Raw genomic sequence first — 21,038 nt, 5'->3', positions numbered from 1 at the left:
TATGCATGAATTCAGCCCTGTTTAGAAAAAATATACTTGTATTTGTAGGGTTGTTTTTGTGTTTTGAGGTAGTGGTAACCCTTCGTAACTTCTCGGTGCATTTGGGGGATTTGCAGGTCTACTATGATCTTTCCAAAAATATAATTGTGTATAGGCTAGTGCCTTACCATGATTTTAAACTGGAATACCCACCATTGGCTATTCTTACCATGCTGTTTCCCCAATTGTTGTGCCAAATTGGGGAAACAGGTTTTTATGGATTTGTCGTTTTTTTTGCGCTGCAAAATATTGTTTTCGGTTTCTATACAGGGACGATTGCTTTCAAAATAGCGAATACATTTTTAGAAGCGCCTAGAGTCCAAGAATTACGGCTGATTTATTGGGTTTTATGGGTAATCAGTTTGCCAATCTTTCTATTCAGGTATGATGCCTTTGTGGCGTTTTCTACGATTCTGGTCATTTATTACGTCGTAAAGCAGTCGCCAGCGGCTTCTGGCGTATGGCTGGCGGTTGGTATTCTTGCAAAACTATACCCAGTTATTTTTGTAGCGCCAATCGTTTTTTATTATTTTGTAAATAAGCAATACCGATTTTTAGCGCTTTTTTTAGGGGGCGTTTCGGTGATTTCGGTACTTACAATTGTTGGAATGTATTTTTGGGCGGGCGAGGATGTGTGGTCTTTCCTCAAATATCACCAATTAAGAGGTATTCAGCTTGAAAGTTTGGTAGGAGGATGGCTGGTGCTTTGGAATAAAATGGGAGGAACACCCCTGCAAACAATCGCTAATTTTGGAGCTATTCATTTGGTTACTCCCCTGACTATTCCATTGTTGAAAGTATTATCGTGGGGGTTTCCTATGGCGTATTTATTGATTTTGGGGGTAATATACGCCTTTTTTCAGAAGCAAAATCGCGTTTCTACGGAGATGTTGCTGATTGCTTTTGGAGTAGTGTTACTTTTGTTTTTAGTAAGTAATAAAGTATTTTCTCCACAATACCTGATTTGGTTTTTGCCGATTGTCCCTTTTTTGCGTCCCACGATAATTTATTGTTTTGGGGTAGCGTTTATCTTAACAATAGCGATTTACCCAGGCTCCTATCATCGCATGGTCGAAATGAAGTTGTTGTGGGTAGTAATGCTTAACGTACGAAATGGCCTGATATTTGTCATGTTGATGTTTGGTCTTTATTCGATGCCTTTTTTAAACAGATTTGATATTAATTTAAAACGAAAAAATATATGGGAATCTTCAAAGAGAATCTTGTAGTCATCCCTACCTATAATGAAATTGAAAATATTGAGGCTATTATCCGTAAGGTATTTAGTTTGTCTCTTCCTTTTGATATACTCGTTGTAGATGATGGTTCTCCTGATGGCACTGCGCTGAAAGTGAAAGAGCTTCAGCAGGAGTATTCGGGCCAATTGCACTTGCTTGAGCGCAAAGGTAAGCAGGGGCTTGGTACGGCTTATATTCACGGATTTCAGTGGGCATTTGGGGAAGGGTATCATTATTTGTTTGAAATGGACGCCGATTTTTCCCATAATCCCGACGATTTGGTTCGTTTGTATACAGCCTGTGCAAAAGATGGAAATGATGTAGCGATTGGCTCTCGTTATATCAAAGGGGTAAATGTGGTCAACTGGCCAATGGGGCGCGTTTTGATGTCTTATTTTGCGGGAGTCTATGTTCGTTTCATTACGGGGATGGAAATTATGGACCCCACAGCGGGGTTTATTTGCTATAAACGTGAAGTGTTGCAGGGGATTGGTTTAAACGATATTCGATTTGTAGGCTATGCTTTTCAAATTGAGATGAAATTTAATACGTGGAAATATGGCTATAAAATGACCGAAGTGCCGATTATTTTTACAGACCGGACCAAAGGCGTTTCTAAAATGTCTACTAAGATTTTTAAAGAAGCGGTTTTGGGGGTACTCTATTTAAAAATCAGAAGTTTTTTTAAGACTTACATTCCGCAAACAGAAGCCGAGGAAGCGCTCGCTCCCTCCGTCACAGAAATGGTATAAATAAAGACCGACGGCAGTCGTTCCTCTCCGAAGTTGCTGGTAAGTAAACGCTTACTAGCAACTTTTTTTTTGTTCAAAAAAAATATTTAAAAAATGTCTTGACATTTAATGTATATACATATAAATTTGCATCATCAATTTTGATTTACATAAAACTTACATAAGACAATGGCAACATTAAAAACTGCTTGGGTAGCTGACCCGACACACTCAGAAGTACAATTTAAAGTAAAGCACTTAGTAATTTCGACCGTAACGGGGAGCTTTAAGTCGTTTGAAGCATCTGCCGAAACGGATGGCGATAGTTTTGAAGGGGCGTCTATTAAGTTCAGTGCCGATGTCAACAGCATTGATACCAACATGGAACAGCGTGATGCTCACCTTAAAAGTGCCGATTTTTTTGATGCTGAAAATTTCCCTACGCTTTCGTTTGTATCTACCTCATTGACTAAAAAAAGTGATGATGAATACGTTTTGACGGGCGACTTGACCATGCGGGGCGTTACTAAATCGGTAACCCTTTCTGCCGAGTACGGTGGACAAATGGTTGATTTTTACGGCAATACGAAAGTGGGATTTGAAATTGCGGGTAAGGTCAACCGTAAAGAATTTGGTTTAAACTGGGCGGCTGTCACTGAAGCGGGCGGAATTGTGGTAAGCGACGAAGTAAAGCTGCACATCAATATTCAATTGATTAAGCAAGCTTAATAGAATTAGAACTTCTGGTTCAAACAAAAAGCGTCATCTCGAAGGAGATGACGCTTTTTGTTTGAATAATACAGTGTCCTAAACTAAACCGGAGTTTAATTGAGGAGTACGTGCCACTCGGCTACGCGCCTCAGCCAATAAGGCTTTCAGGTCGTTTCGTCGGCGAGTATTAACTCGGGGTGCTCTCCACCAGTACAGATTCGTTTTAGAATCAGTACTTTGGGCAAACTCCAACTCGTCGATTGGTTCAGGAGGCGTGTAACGGAAAGTCCCGTTTCGCTTAAACGACAACGAAATCAAATCGTCAAAACCTGTTAAAAGTCCTTCGTCCAAGGTAGCGGTCGTTTCTTCGGTAAGAAACTCGTTTGTCTTAGGAGACTTTACTTTTATTTTTAATGGGGCAATCAAGCCCAGTGCCAGTCCGTGTTGTCGAATAAATTTTTGGAGAGTCATTTCCTCACTAATCACCGACTTATACAGTTCAGGACGGGTAAAAAGCTCCTTAGCGGCCAAAACTCGGTATAAATAACGGCGATTTTCGGCACTGATGCGAAGGTTGTAATAACTTGTTTTGCCGCGCGCTGACAAATACCGTTTCACTTTTGTAGGACCGGCATTGTAAGCAGCTGCTACCAACGACCACGAGCCGAGCTGACGATGAAGGTCTAAAAAGTACTGACAGGCAGCGTGGGTAGATTTGACCAGATTTTCGCGTTCATCCTTGGGGCCGTCAACAATGAGGCCCATCGCGCGAGCTGTGTGGGGCATAAACTGCCAATAGCCATAAGCTCCTTTGTGGGAGATGGCCTTAGGGTTGAGCGCACTTTCTACTACACACAAGTACTTAAAATCCAGTGGAACTTGATATTGTTTTAAAATTGGGTCAATGACCTGAAAGAATTTCTGCGCTCTTGGCTTGATTTGATGCAGTGGCATACTGGCCGTGTGGAGCAAAGCAGACTGAAAATACTTGAGTACTTGGCTTTCATAAACTGGGAGTGGCTCATTACAAAAGCGAATACATGAGGATTCATTGAAGCCCTCGGCTTCAGCTCCTAAACTTGACAACAAAAGCGTTGATAGAATGATACATTGTCTTCTTTTCAAAACGATTTTTGGTTAGTGAAACATTGCTAGGTATGCCTTTTAAGAAGGGTAAAGTACCTCGCTTTTCAATAGCTGTAAAGCTACATTAACGTAAAGATACGTAAAAATTGTTCAATGTCCTAAAAATTTACCAATAGATTATCAGGCACTTGCAATATAGCGGTCTATATTTTATCGTAGTAAAATAATTATTTAACGGTAAAGATACATAGCAAAAAACGGACCAAACTTGTACTTTTTGTAAATTTGTATTGGGAAGAAATTAACAAATAATTGATGGAATAAAACAGCTAAGCCGTCGCATACGACGGCTTAGGCAATGAAGATTTAGAGAAAATTTTGTTAGCCTACGGATAGAAAATCAGCAATTTTTCGGTCATTTGCTAGGCGAGGAACTTTATTTTGTCCCCCTAATTTGCCTTGTGAGCGCATGTAGTCAATGAAGGCATTTTTTGCCAATGTTGTGATTTTTAAAGGCCGCAAAATGCTGCCCGACACGAGGTCGTCATAATAAACGTTTAACTCAGCGAGCCGGTGGTCGATGTCGAGCGAAAAACGCTCTATGTCGCTGGGTGGGGTGGCAAATTCAATGAGCCATTCGTGGTAGGGGAGTCCCTCTCTCGGGGTAACCATCGGAGCTACCGTAAACTCAACGACTTCGGTTTCGGGTTGTCGTTCCATGGCGTATTTGAGCGCTTTTTCCACTTCTTCACCAATGACGTGTTCGCCAAAAGCAGAAATAAAATGCTTGATGCGCCCCGTGACCAACAGACGATAGGGGTCTTTGGAAACAAATTTAACGGTGTCACCAATGGAATAGCCCCAAAGACCTGCGTTATTGTTGATAATGAGGGCGTAGTTTTTGCCTACTTCGATTTCTTCCAGCGACAACCGCGTTGGTTTCTCGTTGAAAAATTCTTCCGTAGGAATAAATTCGTAGAAAATACCCGTATCAGCCAGCAATAGTAGCCCTTCTGCATACTGGGAATCTTGATAGGCAATAAAACCCTCGGAGGCAGGATACATCTCAATGGAGTCTATTTTTTTTCCGATCGACTCATATAGCTTAGCCCGATAAGGTTCAAAATTGACCCCTCCATACACGAAGAGTTGAAATTCGGGAAAAACATCTTTGATGGGTTTGCCAGTTCGGGCAATGATGCGATCAAAGTACATCTGTACCCACGGGGGAATCCCCGAAATGAGCGACATGGGCTGCGAAATGGTTTCGTCAATAATCCGTTCCAATTTTTCTTCCCATTCTTCGATGCAGTTGGTTTCGTAGCTTGGCAGTTGATTGGTACGCAGATAGGCAGGAACATGATGATTAGAAATACCCGATAACCGCCCCGTGGGCACGCTTCCTTTGGTATCTAGCACGGGGCTGCCCGATAAAAAAATGAGTTTGTTATCCAAAAATGCCCCTTTGCCAGTTTCATGAATATAGTTGAGCAGTGCGTCGCGGGCGGAATTGATATGATTAGAGATAGAATCTTTGCTAATTGGGATGTATTTTGTGCCCGATGTGGTGCCCGACGTCTTAGCAAAATAGATAGGTTTTCCAGGCCATAAAATATCTTCTTTACCGTCGATTATCTGTTGAATGTATCCTTTTAAGTCTTCATAATCCCGAACGGGAACGGCCTGCTTAAAATCCTCGTATGATGCCACATCCTTAAAAAAATGATCGCGCCCAAAGGCCGTATTTGCGGCAGTTGAGACCAATTTTGTGCGCCATTGATTTTGGGTTGCTGGGGCATTATACATCCAGTTTTGCTGACTGTTAAAAATGTATTTTGCGAGCGGTTTGCTGAGAAAAGAGCGGAAGCCCATTGTTGAGTCTTTATGGTTTGGGGTCTTTGCAAAAATAAATACACGGACCGAAACCTCAAAAATAGGCGTTTTATGGATTACGCTCAATAAAAAAGAAAAAGAGGGTCCTAATCAGGGGCCCTCTTTTTAAGTTAAAAACATTTATTTATCTGATTTCTAGTACTTTAAATTCAGTGCGTCGATTTCTCTGGTACTCAGCTTCCGTACAAATAACGCCATCTACGCAACCATTGACAGGAGTGCTCTCGCCCATTCCTGTGGGTTTAAGGCGATTTCGGCTAATGCCTTTCGAAACCATGTAATCTACAACCGCTTGCGCTCTTTTTTGAGAAAGTACCCGATTGAAGTTGGCATCGCCCCGACTGTCGGTATGGGAGAGGATTTCGGCTTGGAGAGAAGGATAACGTTTCATCGTAGCAACTACCTTCTCCAATTCACGAGCCGCATCTGGACGAATTCCGTCTTTGCCTTGGTCGTAATAAATATTGTCAAGTTTGACAATATCGCCCTTTTTCAAAAGGCCAATATCTTTGGAGAGCACTTTGGGCTCCGCTTTTTTGGGAACTCGGTTGATTTTAACCGTATTTGTTCCGTAGGTATCTTTGGAATAAATCAAAGTATAATCACATCCCTCCGCAATCTCAAAGTCATAACGACCGTCGGGGCCAGTAATAGATTCGTATATTTTTTTATCACATTCGTTTCGTAGCTTGACCAAAACCCCCTCGATGGGCTGCCGGTCGGTTTCGGTGCGGACGATTCCCCTTACCCGAGAGTGCTTTAATTCAGAAACGTCGTCACCGATTGGTGTCTTGTTTGGTCCAGTTTCGGTAGTAGTCGAAGAGATAATATTGCTTGCCGTGAAAATCTCCATGCCGAGCTCTAAACGTGTTGGTTTATCGTCGGTCAAATAGCGGGTCGAAAAACCGATTGTGTTGTCCAAATAACCATTTTTAGAAATATTAAAGATAAAATCGTTGTTGGAGGCGAGGCATAAATGAGCCCAACCGTTGGCGTCTGTCTGCAACGGTTTGTCGGCTTCTGGGCTTTCTGATTTTGATTTAATGGTGATGGTGGCACTGTCGAGAGGCTGTTGGGTTTGGTTATCAAAGACCCGTACAAGCAATTCACGACATTCATAAAGGGAACTCTCACGCGTGAAGCGATAAATATCGTCATCTCCTTCGCGGCGATTACTGCTTAAATAACCTGTCGTTCGGGATGCATCAGTGATGAGCCCAAAATCGTCGGCTTTGGAGTTGATAGGCGCATCTAAATGAATCACTTCAATGACTTTTGTACCGTCTTTACTCAGTATTGCATAGTATAAATCCAGACCACCGTAGCCTCCTTTGCGGCCAGCGGTTGAGAAATACAGGTTTCCACGGGCGTCGACAAAAGGAAAGACTTCATCCTGTTTTGTATTTAGCTCTTTTCCTAAATTAATAGGGGTCGACCACTGTCCATTATTATACCTCGACACGTAGATATCTTTGCCTCCCATTCCTTGGGGCATATCTGAGACAAAATATAGTAGCGAGCCATCTTTGCTCAACGAAGGATGAGCGGTAGAATAATCGTTGCTGTTGAAGGGGAGCTCCTGCACATTGGTCCAGTCGCCATTTCCCCACTGCGCACTGTAGAGTTTGAGTTTAATACTATTATCGTCGCTTACTCCTTTTTGGCCTTCGTTAAAGTTATTTCGCGTAAAAATTATTTGGGAGCCGTCGGCCGAAAACGTGACTGGACCTTCGTGAAACCTTGTATTCAGTTCCTTACTAAACGGGACTGCCTTTCCTGATTTAGCCGTTGACTTTTGCCCTCTGGTTGATTCGTCATTCAAGCCATAGCCGCTGTAAGAGCCAAGGGTACGGGAATCATTGGAAGTACTTTTTGTGTACGAGTCACTGCCAAGCTTTCTTGGCTGAGTGGGAGTGGGTATCTGGCGTGCATCTTTTATTTCAACTTCGGTTCCATCGGCATTCAGCGTAGTCAAGGATTTGATTTCACTTTCTTTGTTGACAAAAAACAAATCTAAATATCCTTTTTCGGTAGATTCTGAAGAAACTGCCCCTGCGGCTTTCCCCGAAACAAACACTAATCCATCTTTGTAATACATGGGACTGAACTCGGCGTTGGAGGTATTGATGGAAAGGTAGTCAAGACGATACGTTATGCGCTTCTTGGTATAGTTTTCTGCTCCCTGACTTCTTTGAGTTTCAGCCAATTTACGGTTTTGATAGAGGTCGTAATATTTTTCGGATTCCTGCATTTTACCATTATTGGCAAGCGCTTTTGCAAAATTTAGATAGTGGGATGCTGGCAACTCACTAAGGGAGCCTTCGCTGAGGATGGTTTTATAAAACTCTTCCGATTTTACGTGGTCTCCTAGGTTGAAGTAAGATGAAGCTAAGTTCAATAATACTTGTTGGCGCTGGGGAATAGGTAATAGATTTTGACTCAGTATCTCCTGATATAGAGCTACTGCTTTGGCATAAGCTTGGGTGTCGAAGTGCCGGTTGGCTTGCTGTAATAACGATTCTCTCCCGGGAGTTTGTGCCAGTGTAACGGCGGAGAAAAGTAGTGCCAAACAAAGATATTTAAGTTTAATCATCATGGGTATATGCTTTTAAGTCCCTTGCATATCAGCTAATTGAGATATTGTTTTAACGTACGGGTTTTAGCGATTTATTGTTAAAAATTTCGAAAATTCCCGTCCGTCGCTTAGTCTTATAATATAGAAATAAGTACCAGTAGGGATATTATTTTGGGAATCAATACCCCCGTTCCAATCGTTTTTATAATCTTCGTTTCGGTACACTAGGCCACCCCATCGGTTATAAACTTCCAGCAAGGCGGTCAGGCCGATTGGTTTTTTTACGACAAAAAAATCGTTGATGCCATCTGAATTGGGCGAAAATCCTTCGGGAAAAAATAAGTCAAGTCCTGCATCTTTTAAGGTATTTAGCGCCACAACGGTAGGCACTGAATCGTCGGTTGGGTCTTCATTTTGATTAAGGTCAGGCCAATTTCCGTTGGTCGATTTGTCGGCACAAAAATTCCCATTGACATCCTGTGCCCTTACATAAGCGGTATTGTAAAACAAACTATCTTTTGCATTGGCAGTATTGATAACGGTTTTGATGGTTACGCTATAAGTTTGCCCTGACAACAGAGAGCCTGAATCGGGCGTCAAGAGGTTGTAATGACCATTTTGCCCTGTGTAAGCGGTGTCAATGGTAAATGCTGAAACAAAGTCAACGGCCTTTACTATTGGTTTTCCCACAATAATTGGGCCATTTTTGAAAACTTTATCTAAGCTGTCTATGAGTTCAACTCGCTTAAGTTCATTATTGCCCATGTTGACAATTTGAATAGCGTACTCAATTTCAAACAGTTGTGCCGAAAGTTGTGACCATCCTTTTACTAATTTATTGACGCCGATAATTTCTTTGGTGGACGATGGCACCGCCTTAATTTCCAATTCTTTTACATCCACACCTGCTTTACAGGGGCCTTCGCCATCAGGGTCGTCGCTAGAAAAATGAATGGATACCTTTCCTGCCTGACGGTCTTCTGGGGACGGAGTGTAAATCACCGATAGCCCAACCGACGTATTGAAGACCCCCGTGCCGTTGGTTTTCCATTGGCCAGTAGCAGCGATGCCCCCAATTTTGCCTTCCAGTGAATAATTGCCGGCTGTCGTTAGCTCGGCTTTGGCAATTGCGGCCGTTGCAGGGTTTGTACTGCAAAGTGGCAAGGCATTTTGACAGGCATTGATTATTGTTTTGACAGGGGTTGCTTCACTGTAACAACCTTCTTTGCTTCGAGCAAACAAGTAGAAGGTCCGACTTTCGGCAATGGCTCCTACTTCTGCGACCAAAGGCGAAGTGGGAGAATCGCCAGTATGGGCCTCATGGTAAACCCCTGTCACTGCTTTTACTGTAATAGCCGAAGATAAATCAACAGTTGTATAAGGGCATTCATTCCTCAATTTTGGTACGGTCAGTGGTTTGGCAGGAATTGACCCTTTGGTATATATTATAATAGGAGAAGAGAAATTGCTTTGGCAGGTGCCTTGCTCACAAACGGCTGAATATGTTGTTGTTTCGGTTGGAGAGACAGTGATGGTTTGCCCTTCCATTTTCGTGTTCCATTTGACGATTCCCGAACAGCCTTCGGCCGTAATTGTGAGACTTTCACCAACGCAAACGGCACTTTTAGTGGATGTTAAGACGGGTGGTTTGGGAGGTGCAACTTGGATAATGAGGGTACTTTTGACGGGCTCGCATCCGTCTGTTTCGCAACGGGCCCAGTATTCAGGGGTATGGTTGGGTTTGACCGTAATGGCGCTCCCCGTTTCCGTTGTTGACCATTTTATTTGCCCTGCACAGTTGCCGGTGGCCGATAAAATAGTGCTTTGTCCTTCACAAATAGTAGGTTGAGATGCCTTTAACCTTAAAGGTTCACCTCCCATAACCGCAATAATGATATCATCCGCAAAACAACTGACGCATCCTTCGGTACGACATGTAGCGGTGTATTTAGTAGTTGCTACTGGATAAATAATAATTTCTTTCCCCACCATTCCATTAGACCAAATCACCTCACCAGCGCATCCTTTCGTGGTTAATTTAACAGAATCGCCGAAACAGAGTTTGGTTTTTGTAGCCTCAACAACTGGAGTAGCGGGGGTGGAGACCGTAATGGCTAGCTCATTTGAGGCTTTGCTTTTACATGCTCCTTTTAGGCACACCGCTTGGAATGTCGTGGTTTGAGTCGGATAAACAGTGAGGGTTGCTCCCGTCTTTTTAGTTGACCATTCAACAGTTCCATCGCATCCCGTAGCCTTTAACACTACCGGTTGCCCTGCACAACTGACTTGTTTTTGACAACTGATAGTAGGCGCGGCTAAATTATCACAGTTTTCCTGCGCGGTTGCGGAGGAGTGGTAACTAAACAGGACAGCTATTACAACCAGATATGATGCCGAGCGTAATTTCATACTTTGATTTTTAGACTCAATCTAGAATTATATTTTTTCTATAATTGAGGTCACTTACCTTCGTGTAAACATTGTTTAAACTTAAATCATAAATCGTGCCAATAGTACTTTCATAATTGCGTTAAAACCCTTACTATTTACGGAAACATGAACCATTTTCAAGGAAAAACGGCCTTTATTACGGGCGCCAGCCGAGGTATTGGATTAGCAATTGGACTGCGTTTGGCGCAGGAGGGGGCCAATGTCGTCATTGCGGCCAAAACGACCGAACCCCACCCCAAGTTGCCTGGGACCATCTACACGGCAGCGGCGGAAATTGAGGCTGCCGGCGGCAAAGCCTTGCCCTTAATCGTGGATGTTCGAGAAGAGCAACAGGTATACGATGCGGTAGAAGAAGCCGTAAAGGTTTTTGGTGGAATTGATATTTTGGTCAATAACGCCAGCGCTATTCAGTTAACTCCCACCCTAATGACTGACATGAAGCGGTATGATTTAATGCATCAAATCAACACCCGAGGTACATTTCTTACGAGTAAAGCCTGTTTGCCCTATCTACTCAAAGCAGACAATCCCCATGTACTGAACCTATCGCCGCCGCTCAATATGGAGGCTCGTTGGTTTGCTCCTCATGTAGCCTATACCATGGCCAAATTCGGTATGAGCATGTGTGTCTTGGGGATGGCGGCAGAGTTTCGAAAACAAGGCGTGGCTTTCAATGCATTGTGGCCCAAAACCGCCATCGCAACGGCCGCAGTTCGTAATCTTTTGGGCGGCGAACAGTCCATTCAAAGATGTCGGAAACCAGAAATTATGGCTGATGCAGCCTATGAAATCTTGACCAAACACAGCCGCGAGTGTACAGGCAATTTTTTCATTGATGAAGAAGTTTTGCGTGAAAGTGGAATCACAAATTTCGACAAGTACAAGTACACAGAAGTGAATGACAGTGAACTGTTGCCAGATTTTTTTATTTAATTTAAACTAGTAAAGCCTCCTGTTGGGTTTGGCCCTCAAAGGAACTTTTCTGGTTTTTTTGGTGAGGAAGGAAATTTAAATAGAGTAAAATATGATTTCCAATTACTTTGGAATAAGCTTTTGAAATTGTACCTGATATTATTGTCAAACTAAGTATTTTGCTTGATAATACAGCAGTTACGTTGGAGGAGGCAATTGGTAAAACGTACTTAGAAAGATGAAATCTTTTGTTTAATGGATGGTTGAAAGAGAAAGATTTTAAAAAAGTTTAAAAAAACTAACCATCAGATTGACAGTTTTTTTTCTGAAATCTTATAGCTTTGTACCGCATTTTTTATAAGTATTTTAAGAAATCACCAACAAAAATTTTCTTGGTTAAAGCATTAACCGTTTAAAATTTTCGTTTTCTTTACAGCGCAAACACTTAAACTATTTTTCAATTAAACCCTAAAAGTAAGTCTGATGGAAAAGAAGGCTACATCTCCCGCACCGGCCAAGGCGGCCGCTCCCAAAAAATCAGCTGGTGGTCTTAACCCCATTCTGGTCATTCCTGTATTGTTGGTTATCGCTTACCTCGTTTATCAGTATATCTGCGGTGACCCTAGTCACTTTGTAGATGGAGACCACGAAAAAGGACCAAAATCTGGCGATTATTTCGGTATCGTTTATGAAGGGGGACCTATCGTACCATTGTTGTTTACCTGTTTCTTAACGGTATTAGTTTTCTCAATTGAGCGTTTCTTTATTCTTGGCCGTGCCAATGGTTCAGGTTCAATTGATGAGTTTGTTCGCAAAGTGAAAAGCCTTCTTGACAAAAATGAAATTGAAGCGGCTATCAAAGAGTGTGACAAACAAAAAGGTTCAGTTGGTAACGTTGTAAAAACAGCGCTTCACAAGTTTATCGAACTTCGTACAGAAACCGAACTGACAAAAGATCAAAAATTGGCGGCTCTTCAGAAAGAAGTTGAAGAAGCAACCAGCCTTGAGTTGCCTATGCTTGAGAAAAACTTGACCATTATCGCAACCTTGGCTTCTGTTTCTACCTTGACGGCTCTTCTTGGAACGGTATTGGGTATGATTCGTGCGTTTGCCGCTATGGGTAACACTGGTGCTCCTGATACTGGTGCTCTTGCAACAGGTATCTCGGAAGCACTTGTAAACACGGCTCTCGGTATCGGTACTGCGGCTATTGCTACAATCATGTACAGCTACTTTACAAGCCGTATTGATACGTTGACTTACAAAATTGACGAAATCGGTTTGAGCATCCAGCAAAATTTCTCAGCTCATAACTAAGAGTTGGCAGGGCAAATGTTATATATAAAAAAATTATATATAAATATTTGCTTTGTATTTGTTCGTGTTCTACATTTGTATTGTCAATTTAAAACGAAAGTAATATGCCTGCTCTAAAACCCAAGCGGAATTATCCGATGATGGACATGACGGCGATGTGTGACGTAGCCTTTCTGCTGCTGACCTTCTTTATCTTGACGGCTCAGTTCAAAGCACAAGATGCGGCAACCATCGAAACGCCCTCGTCTATATCGGCTATCAAAGTTCCCGATAAGGACATTATGATTATTAGCATAGGCAAAGACGGAAAAGTTTATTTTGGAGTGGATAATCAGCAGACGCGCCTTGCCATGCTGGATAATATCACCCAAACGGAAGGAGTACAATTTACTGATAAACAGAAAAAAGTATTTTCTCTTCAAGCTAACTTTGGTGTTCCAATCCGTTCTTTACCTCAGTGGCTTAACGTAGGTGTGACTAATCCTGATAAAATGAAGGATGTACCACAACCGGGTATTCCAACTGATTCAACCGCACAAAACGAGTTGGCTAAGTGGATTTATCAGGCACGCCGTGCCAATCCCCAACTTCGTATCGCTATCAAAGGTGATAACGTTTCTAAGTTTGCTGTATTTAAAGATGTAATGGGCTCACTACAAGCACAAAACATCAACAAGTTTAACTTGATTACAGGAACGGAGGCCCCCCCCGCTGGCTGGAAAGCAGAATAATTAACCAAACCACTATTAAAACTCTTTTAAGAAATGGCAGATATAGCACAAGGTGGTGGTGGCGGACACGGTGATAAGAAAGTCCGCAGTAAAAAAGCCTCTACACGCGTAGATATGACCCCGATGGTGGACTTGGGCTTCCTGCTCATTACGTTCTTCATCTTGGCTACTACGCTCAGCAAGCCTTCTTCGATGTCATTGGCGGTGCCTGATAAGCAAAACAAAGACACTCCTCAAGAAACAGAGCCTCTAAAAGCTTCCAAAGTATTGACTTTGTTTTTGGGTAAAGACAATACCGTATGGGCACTTGATCGGATTGCGGCTGACGACGACAAAGCCAAAACCGACTTGAAGAAAGTCTCTTTCGGTCCTGATTTGCGCACGTTGATTTTTCAATCACAAGCACAGGTAGACCGTGAACATGGAAAAGATGATAAAGGCTTAAGTCAATTTGTAGTCGTTATTAAGCCTTTAAAGAGTAGTACCTACAAAAATATGGTAGACGCTCTGGATGAGATGGCGGTAACTAGAAGTAAACGTTACGCCCTCGTAGATGCACTTACGACTGCTGAGAAAGAACTTTTAGGAGACAAAGCAGAATAATTGTATTTTATTTTATTAAAAAAAATAACCAAACGCAATGGCTGAAAATAAAGCATCCGCGGTGACCCTTGATGATATTATCTTCGAGAACCGCAATAAAGCGTATGGTGCGTATGACCTGAGAAAAGTATACCGTCCAACGCTGACTAAATCCATGTTTATTGGTATCGGTCTGTTTGTACTGGCAATGCTTTCTCCGGCCCTCATCAGTCTGATTCCGCAGAAAGAAGAAGAACAATTCATGTCGGAAATTGACTTGATGAAGATTCCGCCACCGCCAATCGACCCTAACGAGCCACCTCCGCCGCCACCTCCGCCAATTGAGGTGCCCAAAGTGGCTACCATCAAATTTCTTCCTCCTGAAGTGAAGAAAGATGAAGAAGTACCAGAAGAAACGCCACCGCCAGTGGTGGAAGAACTCGAAAAAGCAGTAGTTGCTGACAAAACACAGGAAGGTGATGAGAATGCCCAAGAGGCAATTATCGCCCCTGAAGAAACCGCTCCTGTAAAAGAAGAGGTAAAAGTTGTGGAAGCCGCTCCTGTTGAAGAACAAGTTTTCCAAGTCGTAGAGCAAAACCCAGAATTCCCAGGTGGGATGGCTGCATTAGGGCAGTATTTGCAGAAAACGCTCAAATACCCTGCTGCTGCTTCTCGTGCTAACGTATCTGGAAGAGTATTTTTAACATTCGTTGTAAATACGGATGGTAGTATTCAGGATATTGCAGTACTCAAAGGTTTGGGATTCGGCTGCGACGAAGAAGCTATGCGAGTTGTAAAAGGTATGCCTAAATGGAAGCCAGGAAAACAGTCTGGCCGTAACGTGCGGGTAAAATACAACTTACCAATCAGTTTTGTATTGGAATAAGTAGCATGAAGCGTAAACCATTTTACCGGCAACTTTCGTCGATACTTTCGATGAGTATAGGGCTGGCATATTTCGGAGGAGGCCTCTTTTTGGTGGCCTCCTCTGCTACTTTTGGGATGTTACCTTCCGGATTAATCAGGTACCTATTTGGGGGAATGCTGGTTGTGTATGGTGGATATCGATTTTATCGTGGATATGTTCAGTACCAAAATGAAGATGTTTAGAGCCTCATTATTTATACTTTCTGTACTTTGGGCAGTTTCCTGCAAGAGGCCAGAAGATTCAACGTCTCACGGCCGGGTTACTATTACTGCGGATGAGTCTCTCCAACCCATGCTTGATCAGGTGTATCAGGCTTATGAGCATACCTTTCCAGAAACGCATTTTGATGTTCGGTATCTCCCTGAACATCAAGCGGCTGCTTTTATGTTGAAAGACAGCGCTCGCCTGGCATTTGTGACCCGTGAGTTCACGTCCGAAGAACAGAAAGTTTTTAAGTCTAAAGGAATAAAATACAATCCTCAACACATTGCCACGGATGGGGTGGCTTTGTTAATAAATCGTTCTAATCCCGATACACTGATTACGCTAGAGCAAATATCAGGTATATTTAAAGGAACAGTTAAAACATGGGCACAGCTTGGAAGTGCTAGTCATGCGGAAGATATTGTTCTGGTATTTGACAATGCCAATTCGAGTAATCTTAATTTTATCATGAAAAAATTTGGACTGTCGGATGTGAAAGGACTTAATATTTTTTCGGCAGGTTCCAACAAAAAAGTCATAGAATATGTAAAGCAACACCCCAATGCTTTAGGGTTTATTGGGGTAAGTTGGATAAGCGACGGAGAGGCGCCACTTACGGCCGAACTTTCGCAAGGGCTGCGCGTAATGGGAGTGGCTGAAAAACCCAATCCTGCCAAAGAAGACTATTATCAGCCTTTTCAAGATGATTTAAAGTGGAGAAGATATCCGCTGCATCGGAAAGTGTACGTTATAAGTCGTGAGATGCACTCGGGCTTAGGGAGTGGATTGGTCAATTATATTATGCGGGATGTAGGGAGTTTAGTTATTGAAAAGTGCGGTCTTTGGCCCGCAAAACCATTTAATCGGGAAGTAATTTTAAAGAAAGAAATATAAAATTTTTCGGTTATCTAACAATTTCATAGTTTTGTTACCCGTTGTTTGAGTCATTTAAACTTTTTTTATATCACCTCCATTTTCAACCTACTGAAAGATGAACATTAGATTCAAATCGTGGTTGGTAGCGTTTGCAGCAAGTGCGTTTGTCTACAGTCAGACTTCTGCTCAAGACATCGCCACCGGTCTAAAGCAATTGGACGGCAACCAGGCTTGTTTGGCGAAAGAAACATTTGAGAAGTTGGCCACTGCCACCCCTTCTGCCGACAACCAGTTCTACTTAGGCTACTACTACCTCCGCACCAAGCAGCCTGATCTCGCAAAAGCTGCATTTGAAAAAGGCTTAGCCGCAGACCCCAAGAGCAAAGAAAACCTCAATAAGGTAGGAATGGGAGCTGTTGCTTTGGCCCAAGGTGACCGTACAGGCGCCCAAACGATTTTTGCCGAAGTGCTGAAGGCAACCAAAAACAAGAATGTAAATGTACTGCAACGTATCAGCGAAGCGTACACTGGCTATGTGGTGATAGATTCAATGAAACCTATCTACAAGACCACTGACCCAGCCAAGGCGGTCGAATTAGCTGATATTGCGATTGCATTGATGCTGAAAGGCGGAGATAAAAATCAGGAAGTTTACATGGCCAAGGGAGATGCATTTTACATTAAAGGCGAAGCAGGACCTGCGGTATCGGCTTATGAAGATGCCATTAATGTCACTCCAGGCTTAGGAAAAGCTTTCGCTAAAGTGGCTAAAATTTATTGGGGTGGCCGCAATTACGAATTGGCCCAAACCAACTTTAAAAAAGCAATTGAGGTTGACCCTAATTATGCACCTGCCAACAAAGAATACGCTGAACTGTACTTCTACGTTCGTCAATATAAGCAAGCATCTCGTTACATGGATGCTTACATAGAAAAGATTGGGGCGTGTGCTTCAGATGATGAAGTGTTGCGTAGTGCGCAGTTTAACTTCGTAGCGGAAGAGTTCTCAAAAGTAAACTCGAAAATTGCGAAAGTAATGAGCAGTGGCCGCACCAGCGATGTGTTGTATCGTATGATGGGATGGGCCGCGTATAAAGAAAATCAATATGAGAAAGCCATCGAAAACCTGAATAAGTTTTTGAAACAGGCACCACAAAAAGCAATTGATAACGATTATCGCTACCTTGGAAATGCGATGTTGCGTATTTCTCCAGCGGATACCGCTGCCGCCGTGGCGAATTTGGAGAAAGCAGCAGAAATGGACACCGTTGATAACGGTTACAAAGAAATTGCCGCGTTCTATAATGCTGCTAAGGATTATGAAAAAGCGATTGTTTACTATAAGAAAGTAATTGCTCGTGAAAAAACGCCAGGCTTGCAGGATTATGTAAACCTCTCTTTGCCTTTGTACAACGTTGCCAACAGAACCTTTGCTTCGGGACCTGACTCTCTTGCATTGCGTGAGAAAAAGCGCAACTATTTCTTGGCAGCAGATTCATTGTATATGAAAATGATTGAGCGTAAGCCAGATTATCTATACGCTCACGGCCAACGGGCAAAAGCTAATTACTTTGCCTACACCCGTGAAGAAGCGATGACAAATGGTATTGCGATTCCGCTCATGGAAAACTATATCAAGCTTGCTTCGGCAGCTCCCATGGATGATGCTATAAAGGCCAACTTCAAGCTGTTTTATCAAGTACTTGGGGCATATAGTGTGATTACGCTAAAGGATGAAGCCAAAGCGAAAGAATGGTTTACTAAATTGCTGGAAATTGATCCAAGCAATAAAGTAGCGAATGACTTCCTGAACCCGCCAGCACCAGAGCAGCCTGCTCAACCCGCAGCTAAGCCTCCAGTGAAGAAAAAAGCATAAAACATTATGCATAAAAAAAAGCCTCTCGTGTCGATTCACGAGGGGCTTTTTTGTGGCGCTTAAAAAATTAAAGAGCCAATTGTTGTCTACTAAAATACTGATTTAATACAACGTGGTATTTTTCATTAAAATGTTCATAACACCACGTTTTAAGCCGTTTTACATCTTCGGGCAATAGCACCTTCAGCGCCTTTCGTAACTCTTTTTCAAACAGCTTTTTGTCAAAACTTACTTTCACAAGCACAGTCTTAATAAACTCTAACATAGTCGCCATAGTAGATTCATAATTTTAAAGAAATGGATAAGAGGATGGACCTTTGGTAAATTAACGAACTGGGTGTAGGTATTATGTCGTACGAGTCTGTTAATTTTGCATTAAATATAACGATGAAAAAAGAAAACAGATATATACTTTTTTTGATTTTTTTTTGGACTATATCCATAGCTCAATCTCAGGTGCCTGAAAACCCCTTTGAGATTGAATTTAGCGGTACCAAAATTAACGTACAGGAGCCTTTTACCATATCAGTCAAAGTAACGGGACTGGAACAAGTACCATTGATTTCATTCCCTGACAATATCAAAAATTTTCAAAAACGAGAAAGTTCGCGGTCAAGCCTTACAAATCAGGTGGGTGGGAAAACGATTGTGACATACACCATTTCACAGAATTATTATCCGATAAAAACGGGGACTTTTACAATAGGCTCGCTTGAAATTTTAGTAAATAAGCAAATCCTGCGCTCAGAAGGGACTACTGTGACGGTTGAATCTGCCACAGAGGAAGAAACAGAAGAAATCTCTCAAGAATCGGCCGAAATAAGTGCAGAATTGGAAAAAGAGGCTTCACAAGGAGTGTTTTTGGCGGTTAGTGTAGATAAAAAGCGGGTATATGTGCAACAGGGTTTTAACTTGCGACTTTCCTTGCTCGTTTCTGAGAACAATGCCGCAGAAATGGATTTCTACGAAGTAGAAAAGCAGCTGGAAAAAGTCCTCAAACTACTCAAGCCCGCTAATTGTTGGGAAGAGAATTTCGGTATTCAGGAAATTCCTGATATTCCGATAACTATTAATGGAAAACGATTTACTGAGTATCGGATTTATCAGGCTTCCTTTTTTCCTCTAAATAACCAATCTATTAGACTTCCATCTGTGGGTTGGATGATGAAAATGATAACAAAGTCGGAAGAAGGAAAAGATGTGATAGAATTAAAAACCTATACCTCTAAACCGCTCACGATTGAAGTAATGAGTCTTCCGCCTCACCCGCTACGAAATCAGGTCATCGTTGGGAATTTTAGATTAGAAGAAAAAATTAACAGCAGCCAACTTAAGACTGGAAATAGTTATCGGTATAATTTTAGCATAGTGGGCGAAGGGAATATTCAATCTGTTCGTGAACCAACATTTACGAATATGGCATTATTTGATGTATACCCGCCTGATATAGAAAATAACATAGTGCGACAAAAAAACAGGATTGCTGGTGCAAAAACGTTTCAGTATCAGGTGATTCCAAAACAAAGTGGTAATTATTCGTTAAACAATTTGGTATTTTGGGTCTATTTTAACCCTCAGAAGCAAAAATACGATACGCTGCGTTCAACGCTGAATCTGACGATTGTTGGAGAAAATGTTCAGAATACGCAATTGTTGACTTCGGATGCCGAGTCGGTTTATACGGGTATAGAGCAATGGGACAGTATGAAACCAGTGGTTGATTACCAGACCATTATTCGCAATATTGCCAACATCTTAATTGTAATAATGTTGATTGTAATGATTTTTATGTTTAGAAAATAATGAGCAGTACGTACGGAAAAATATTTAAAATAGCCACCTTCGGCGAATCACACGGCGCGGCCATTGGGGTAGTGGTAGAAGGATGCCCTGCGGGCGTAACGTTTGATTTGGCGTTTATTCAGCAGGAATTAGATCGTCGCAAACCTGGCCAATCGCGCATTACAACCCAACGCCGCGAGGCTGATACGGTGCAGGTTTTATCAGGGGTGTTTGAAGAAAAAACAACGGGTACCCCCATCTCGATGGTGATTTGGAACGAAGACCAGCGCAGCAAGGATTATTCACACATTGCTGATCAATATCGGCCGTCACACGCGGACTTTACCTATCAAACCAAGTATGGTGTTCGGGATTATCGGGGAGGAGGGCGCAGTTCTGCCCGCGAAACGGCGGCCAGGGTGGCTGCGGGAGCCTTGGCAAAATTAGTACTTGCTGACCTCGGTGTAACGGTGCAGGGGTATGTTTCGCAGGTTGGAAAGTTGAAATTGGATAAAGAATATCACGAACTTGACCTATCGCTGACTGACTCTAACGCCGTTCGCTGCCCCGATCCAGTGATGGCGCAATCAATGTTTGACTACATTGACGCTATTCGTAAGGAAGGCGATTCCATCGGCGGTATTGTAAGCTGCGTACTTAAAGGCGTTCCAGTAGGATGGGGTGAGCCTGTATTTGATAAACTTCATGCGGAGCTTGGGAAAGCAATGCTCAGTATCAATGCTGTCAAAGGATTTGAATACGGAAGTGGGTTTGCGGGTGTGGAATTGCTAGGTTCTGAACACAACGATGCTTTTTATACCGACGAGGACGGCAGAGTACGTACCCGTACCAATCATTCAGGAGGGATTCAGGGCGGAATTTCCAACGGTGAAGATATTTTCTTTAACGTGGCTTTTAAGCCCGTAGCGACCATCATGCAGGAGCAAGAAAGTGTCAACCGTGAAGGGGAGAAAATTTTGGTACAGGGCAAGGGAAGGCACGACCCGTGCGTGTTGCCAAGAGCCGTCCCAATCGTGGAAGCAATGGCCGCGCTGGTCTTGGTAGATTTCTACCTGAGAGATAGGACAATCCGGCATAAATAGTTT

Annotated in this window: 16 protein-coding genes; 12 read left to right on the top strand and 4 right to left on the bottom strand. The window is 42.6% G+C overall.

Annotation, left to right across the window (positions count from 1 at the left end):
- The first annotated feature begins 5 nt into the window (after positions 1–5).
- From NCI00_RS14580 to NCI00_RS14570, 3 genes are all read left to right on the top strand, one after another.
- Positions 6–1,268: a glycosyltransferase family protein gene (locus NCI00_RS14580; RefSeq protein ID WP_253528699.1), complete on the top strand. Its 1,263-nt coding sequence runs from the start codon at positions 6–8 to the stop codon at positions 1,266–1,268.
- Positions 1,241–2,029 (top strand): polyprenol monophosphomannose synthase, encoded by a 789-nt coding sequence (locus NCI00_RS14575; RefSeq protein WP_253528698.1) that lies wholly within the window; start codon positions 1,241–1,243, stop codon positions 2,027–2,029. Before NCI00_RS14580 ends, NCI00_RS14575 begins: the two co-directional genes overlap by 28 nt.
- A gap of 168 nt (positions 2,030–2,197) precedes the next feature.
- On the top strand, positions 2,198–2,737 hold the full coding sequence (locus NCI00_RS14570) for a YceI family protein (RefSeq protein WP_114464061.1): 540 nt from the start codon (positions 2,198–2,200) through the stop codon (positions 2,735–2,737).
- Positions 2,738–2,815: 78 nt separating this feature from the next.
- Here NCI00_RS14570 and NCI00_RS14565 read toward each other — a convergent pair whose 3' ends face one another.
- From NCI00_RS14565 to NCI00_RS14550, 4 genes are all read right to left on the bottom strand, one after another.
- Positions 2,816–3,844 carry a lytic transglycosylase domain-containing protein gene (locus tag NCI00_RS14565; protein ID WP_253528695.1) on the bottom strand — a complete coding sequence of 343 codons (1,029 nt, stop codon included), beginning with the start codon at positions 3,842–3,844 and terminating at the stop codon, positions 2,816–2,818.
- A 342-nt stretch (positions 3,845–4,186) separates the two neighbouring features.
- The gene (locus NCI00_RS14560; protein WP_253528692.1) at positions 4,187–5,677 is read right to left on the bottom strand and encodes a GH3 auxin-responsive promoter family protein; all 1,491 of its coding nucleotides are present in this window, start codon (positions 5,675–5,677) and stop codon (positions 4,187–4,189) included.
- A gap of 145 nt (positions 5,678–5,822) precedes the next feature.
- Positions 5,823–8,294: an OmpA family protein gene (locus tag NCI00_RS14555; RefSeq protein WP_253528689.1), complete on the bottom strand. Its 2,472-nt coding sequence runs from the start codon at positions 8,292–8,294 to the stop codon at positions 5,823–5,825.
- 63 nt (positions 8,295–8,357) lie between these two features.
- Positions 8,358–10,682: a T9SS type B sorting domain-containing protein gene (locus NCI00_RS14550; RefSeq protein WP_253528687.1), complete on the bottom strand. Its 2,325-nt coding sequence runs from the start codon at positions 10,680–10,682 to the stop codon at positions 8,358–8,360.
- 147 nt (positions 10,683–10,829) lie between these two features.
- Between NCI00_RS14550 and NCI00_RS14545 the strand changes: the two genes are divergently transcribed.
- The 9 genes from NCI00_RS14545 (at position 10,830) to aroC (ending at position 21,035) form a co-directional block, all read left to right on the top strand.
- Positions 10,830–11,657 (top strand): SDR family oxidoreductase, encoded by an 828-nt coding sequence (locus tag NCI00_RS14545; RefSeq protein ID WP_253528684.1) that lies wholly within the window; start codon positions 10,830–10,832, stop codon positions 11,655–11,657.
- Positions 11,658–12,119: 462 nt separating this feature from the next.
- Positions 12,120–12,953: a MotA/TolQ/ExbB proton channel family protein gene (locus NCI00_RS14540; RefSeq protein ID WP_166556505.1), complete on the top strand. Its 834-nt coding sequence runs from the start codon at positions 12,120–12,122 to the stop codon at positions 12,951–12,953.
- 104 nt (positions 12,954–13,057) lie between these two features.
- A complete protein-coding gene (locus NCI00_RS14535) occupies positions 13,058–13,684 on the top strand; it encodes an ExbD/TolR family protein (RefSeq protein ID WP_166556506.1) in 627 nt (208 codons plus the stop codon).
- Between the two features lie 33 nt (positions 13,685–13,717).
- Positions 13,718–14,287, top strand: a complete 570-nt coding sequence (locus tag NCI00_RS14530; protein ID WP_253528682.1) for an ExbD/TolR family protein — start codon at positions 13,718–13,720, stop codon at positions 14,285–14,287.
- Positions 14,288–14,324: 37 nt separating this feature from the next.
- Complete coding sequence (locus NCI00_RS14525) at positions 14,325–15,152, top strand: energy transducer TonB (RefSeq protein ID WP_253528680.1); 828 nt, start codon at positions 14,325–14,327, stop codon at positions 15,150–15,152.
- Positions 15,153–15,320: 168 nt separating this feature from the next.
- Positions 15,321–16,292 (top strand): PstS family phosphate ABC transporter substrate-binding protein, encoded by a 972-nt coding sequence (locus NCI00_RS14520; protein ID WP_256498259.1) that lies wholly within the window; start codon positions 15,321–15,323, stop codon positions 16,290–16,292.
- 97 nt (positions 16,293–16,389) lie between these two features.
- Positions 16,390–18,150 (top strand): tetratricopeptide repeat protein, encoded by a 1,761-nt coding sequence (locus NCI00_RS14515; protein WP_253528676.1) that lies wholly within the window; start codon positions 16,390–16,392, stop codon positions 18,148–18,150.
- Between the two features lie 387 nt (positions 18,151–18,537).
- The gene (locus NCI00_RS14505; RefSeq protein ID WP_253528675.1) at positions 18,538–19,953 is read left to right on the top strand and encodes a BatD family protein; all 1,416 of its coding nucleotides are present in this window, start codon (positions 18,538–18,540) and stop codon (positions 19,951–19,953) included.
- Positions 19,953–21,035 (top strand): chorismate synthase, encoded by a 1,083-nt coding sequence (aroC, locus tag NCI00_RS14500; RefSeq protein WP_166556513.1) that lies wholly within the window; start codon positions 19,953–19,955, stop codon positions 21,033–21,035. Before NCI00_RS14505 ends, aroC begins: the two co-directional genes overlap by 1 nt.
- Positions 21,036–21,038 lie beyond the last annotated feature (3 nt).

Source organism: Runella salmonicolor, assembly GCF_024158025.1.
GTDB classification, from domain to species: Bacteria; Bacteroidota; Bacteroidia; order Cytophagales; family Spirosomataceae; genus Runella; species Runella salmonicolor.
This window is presented reverse-complemented; position numbering and strand designations above follow the sequence as displayed.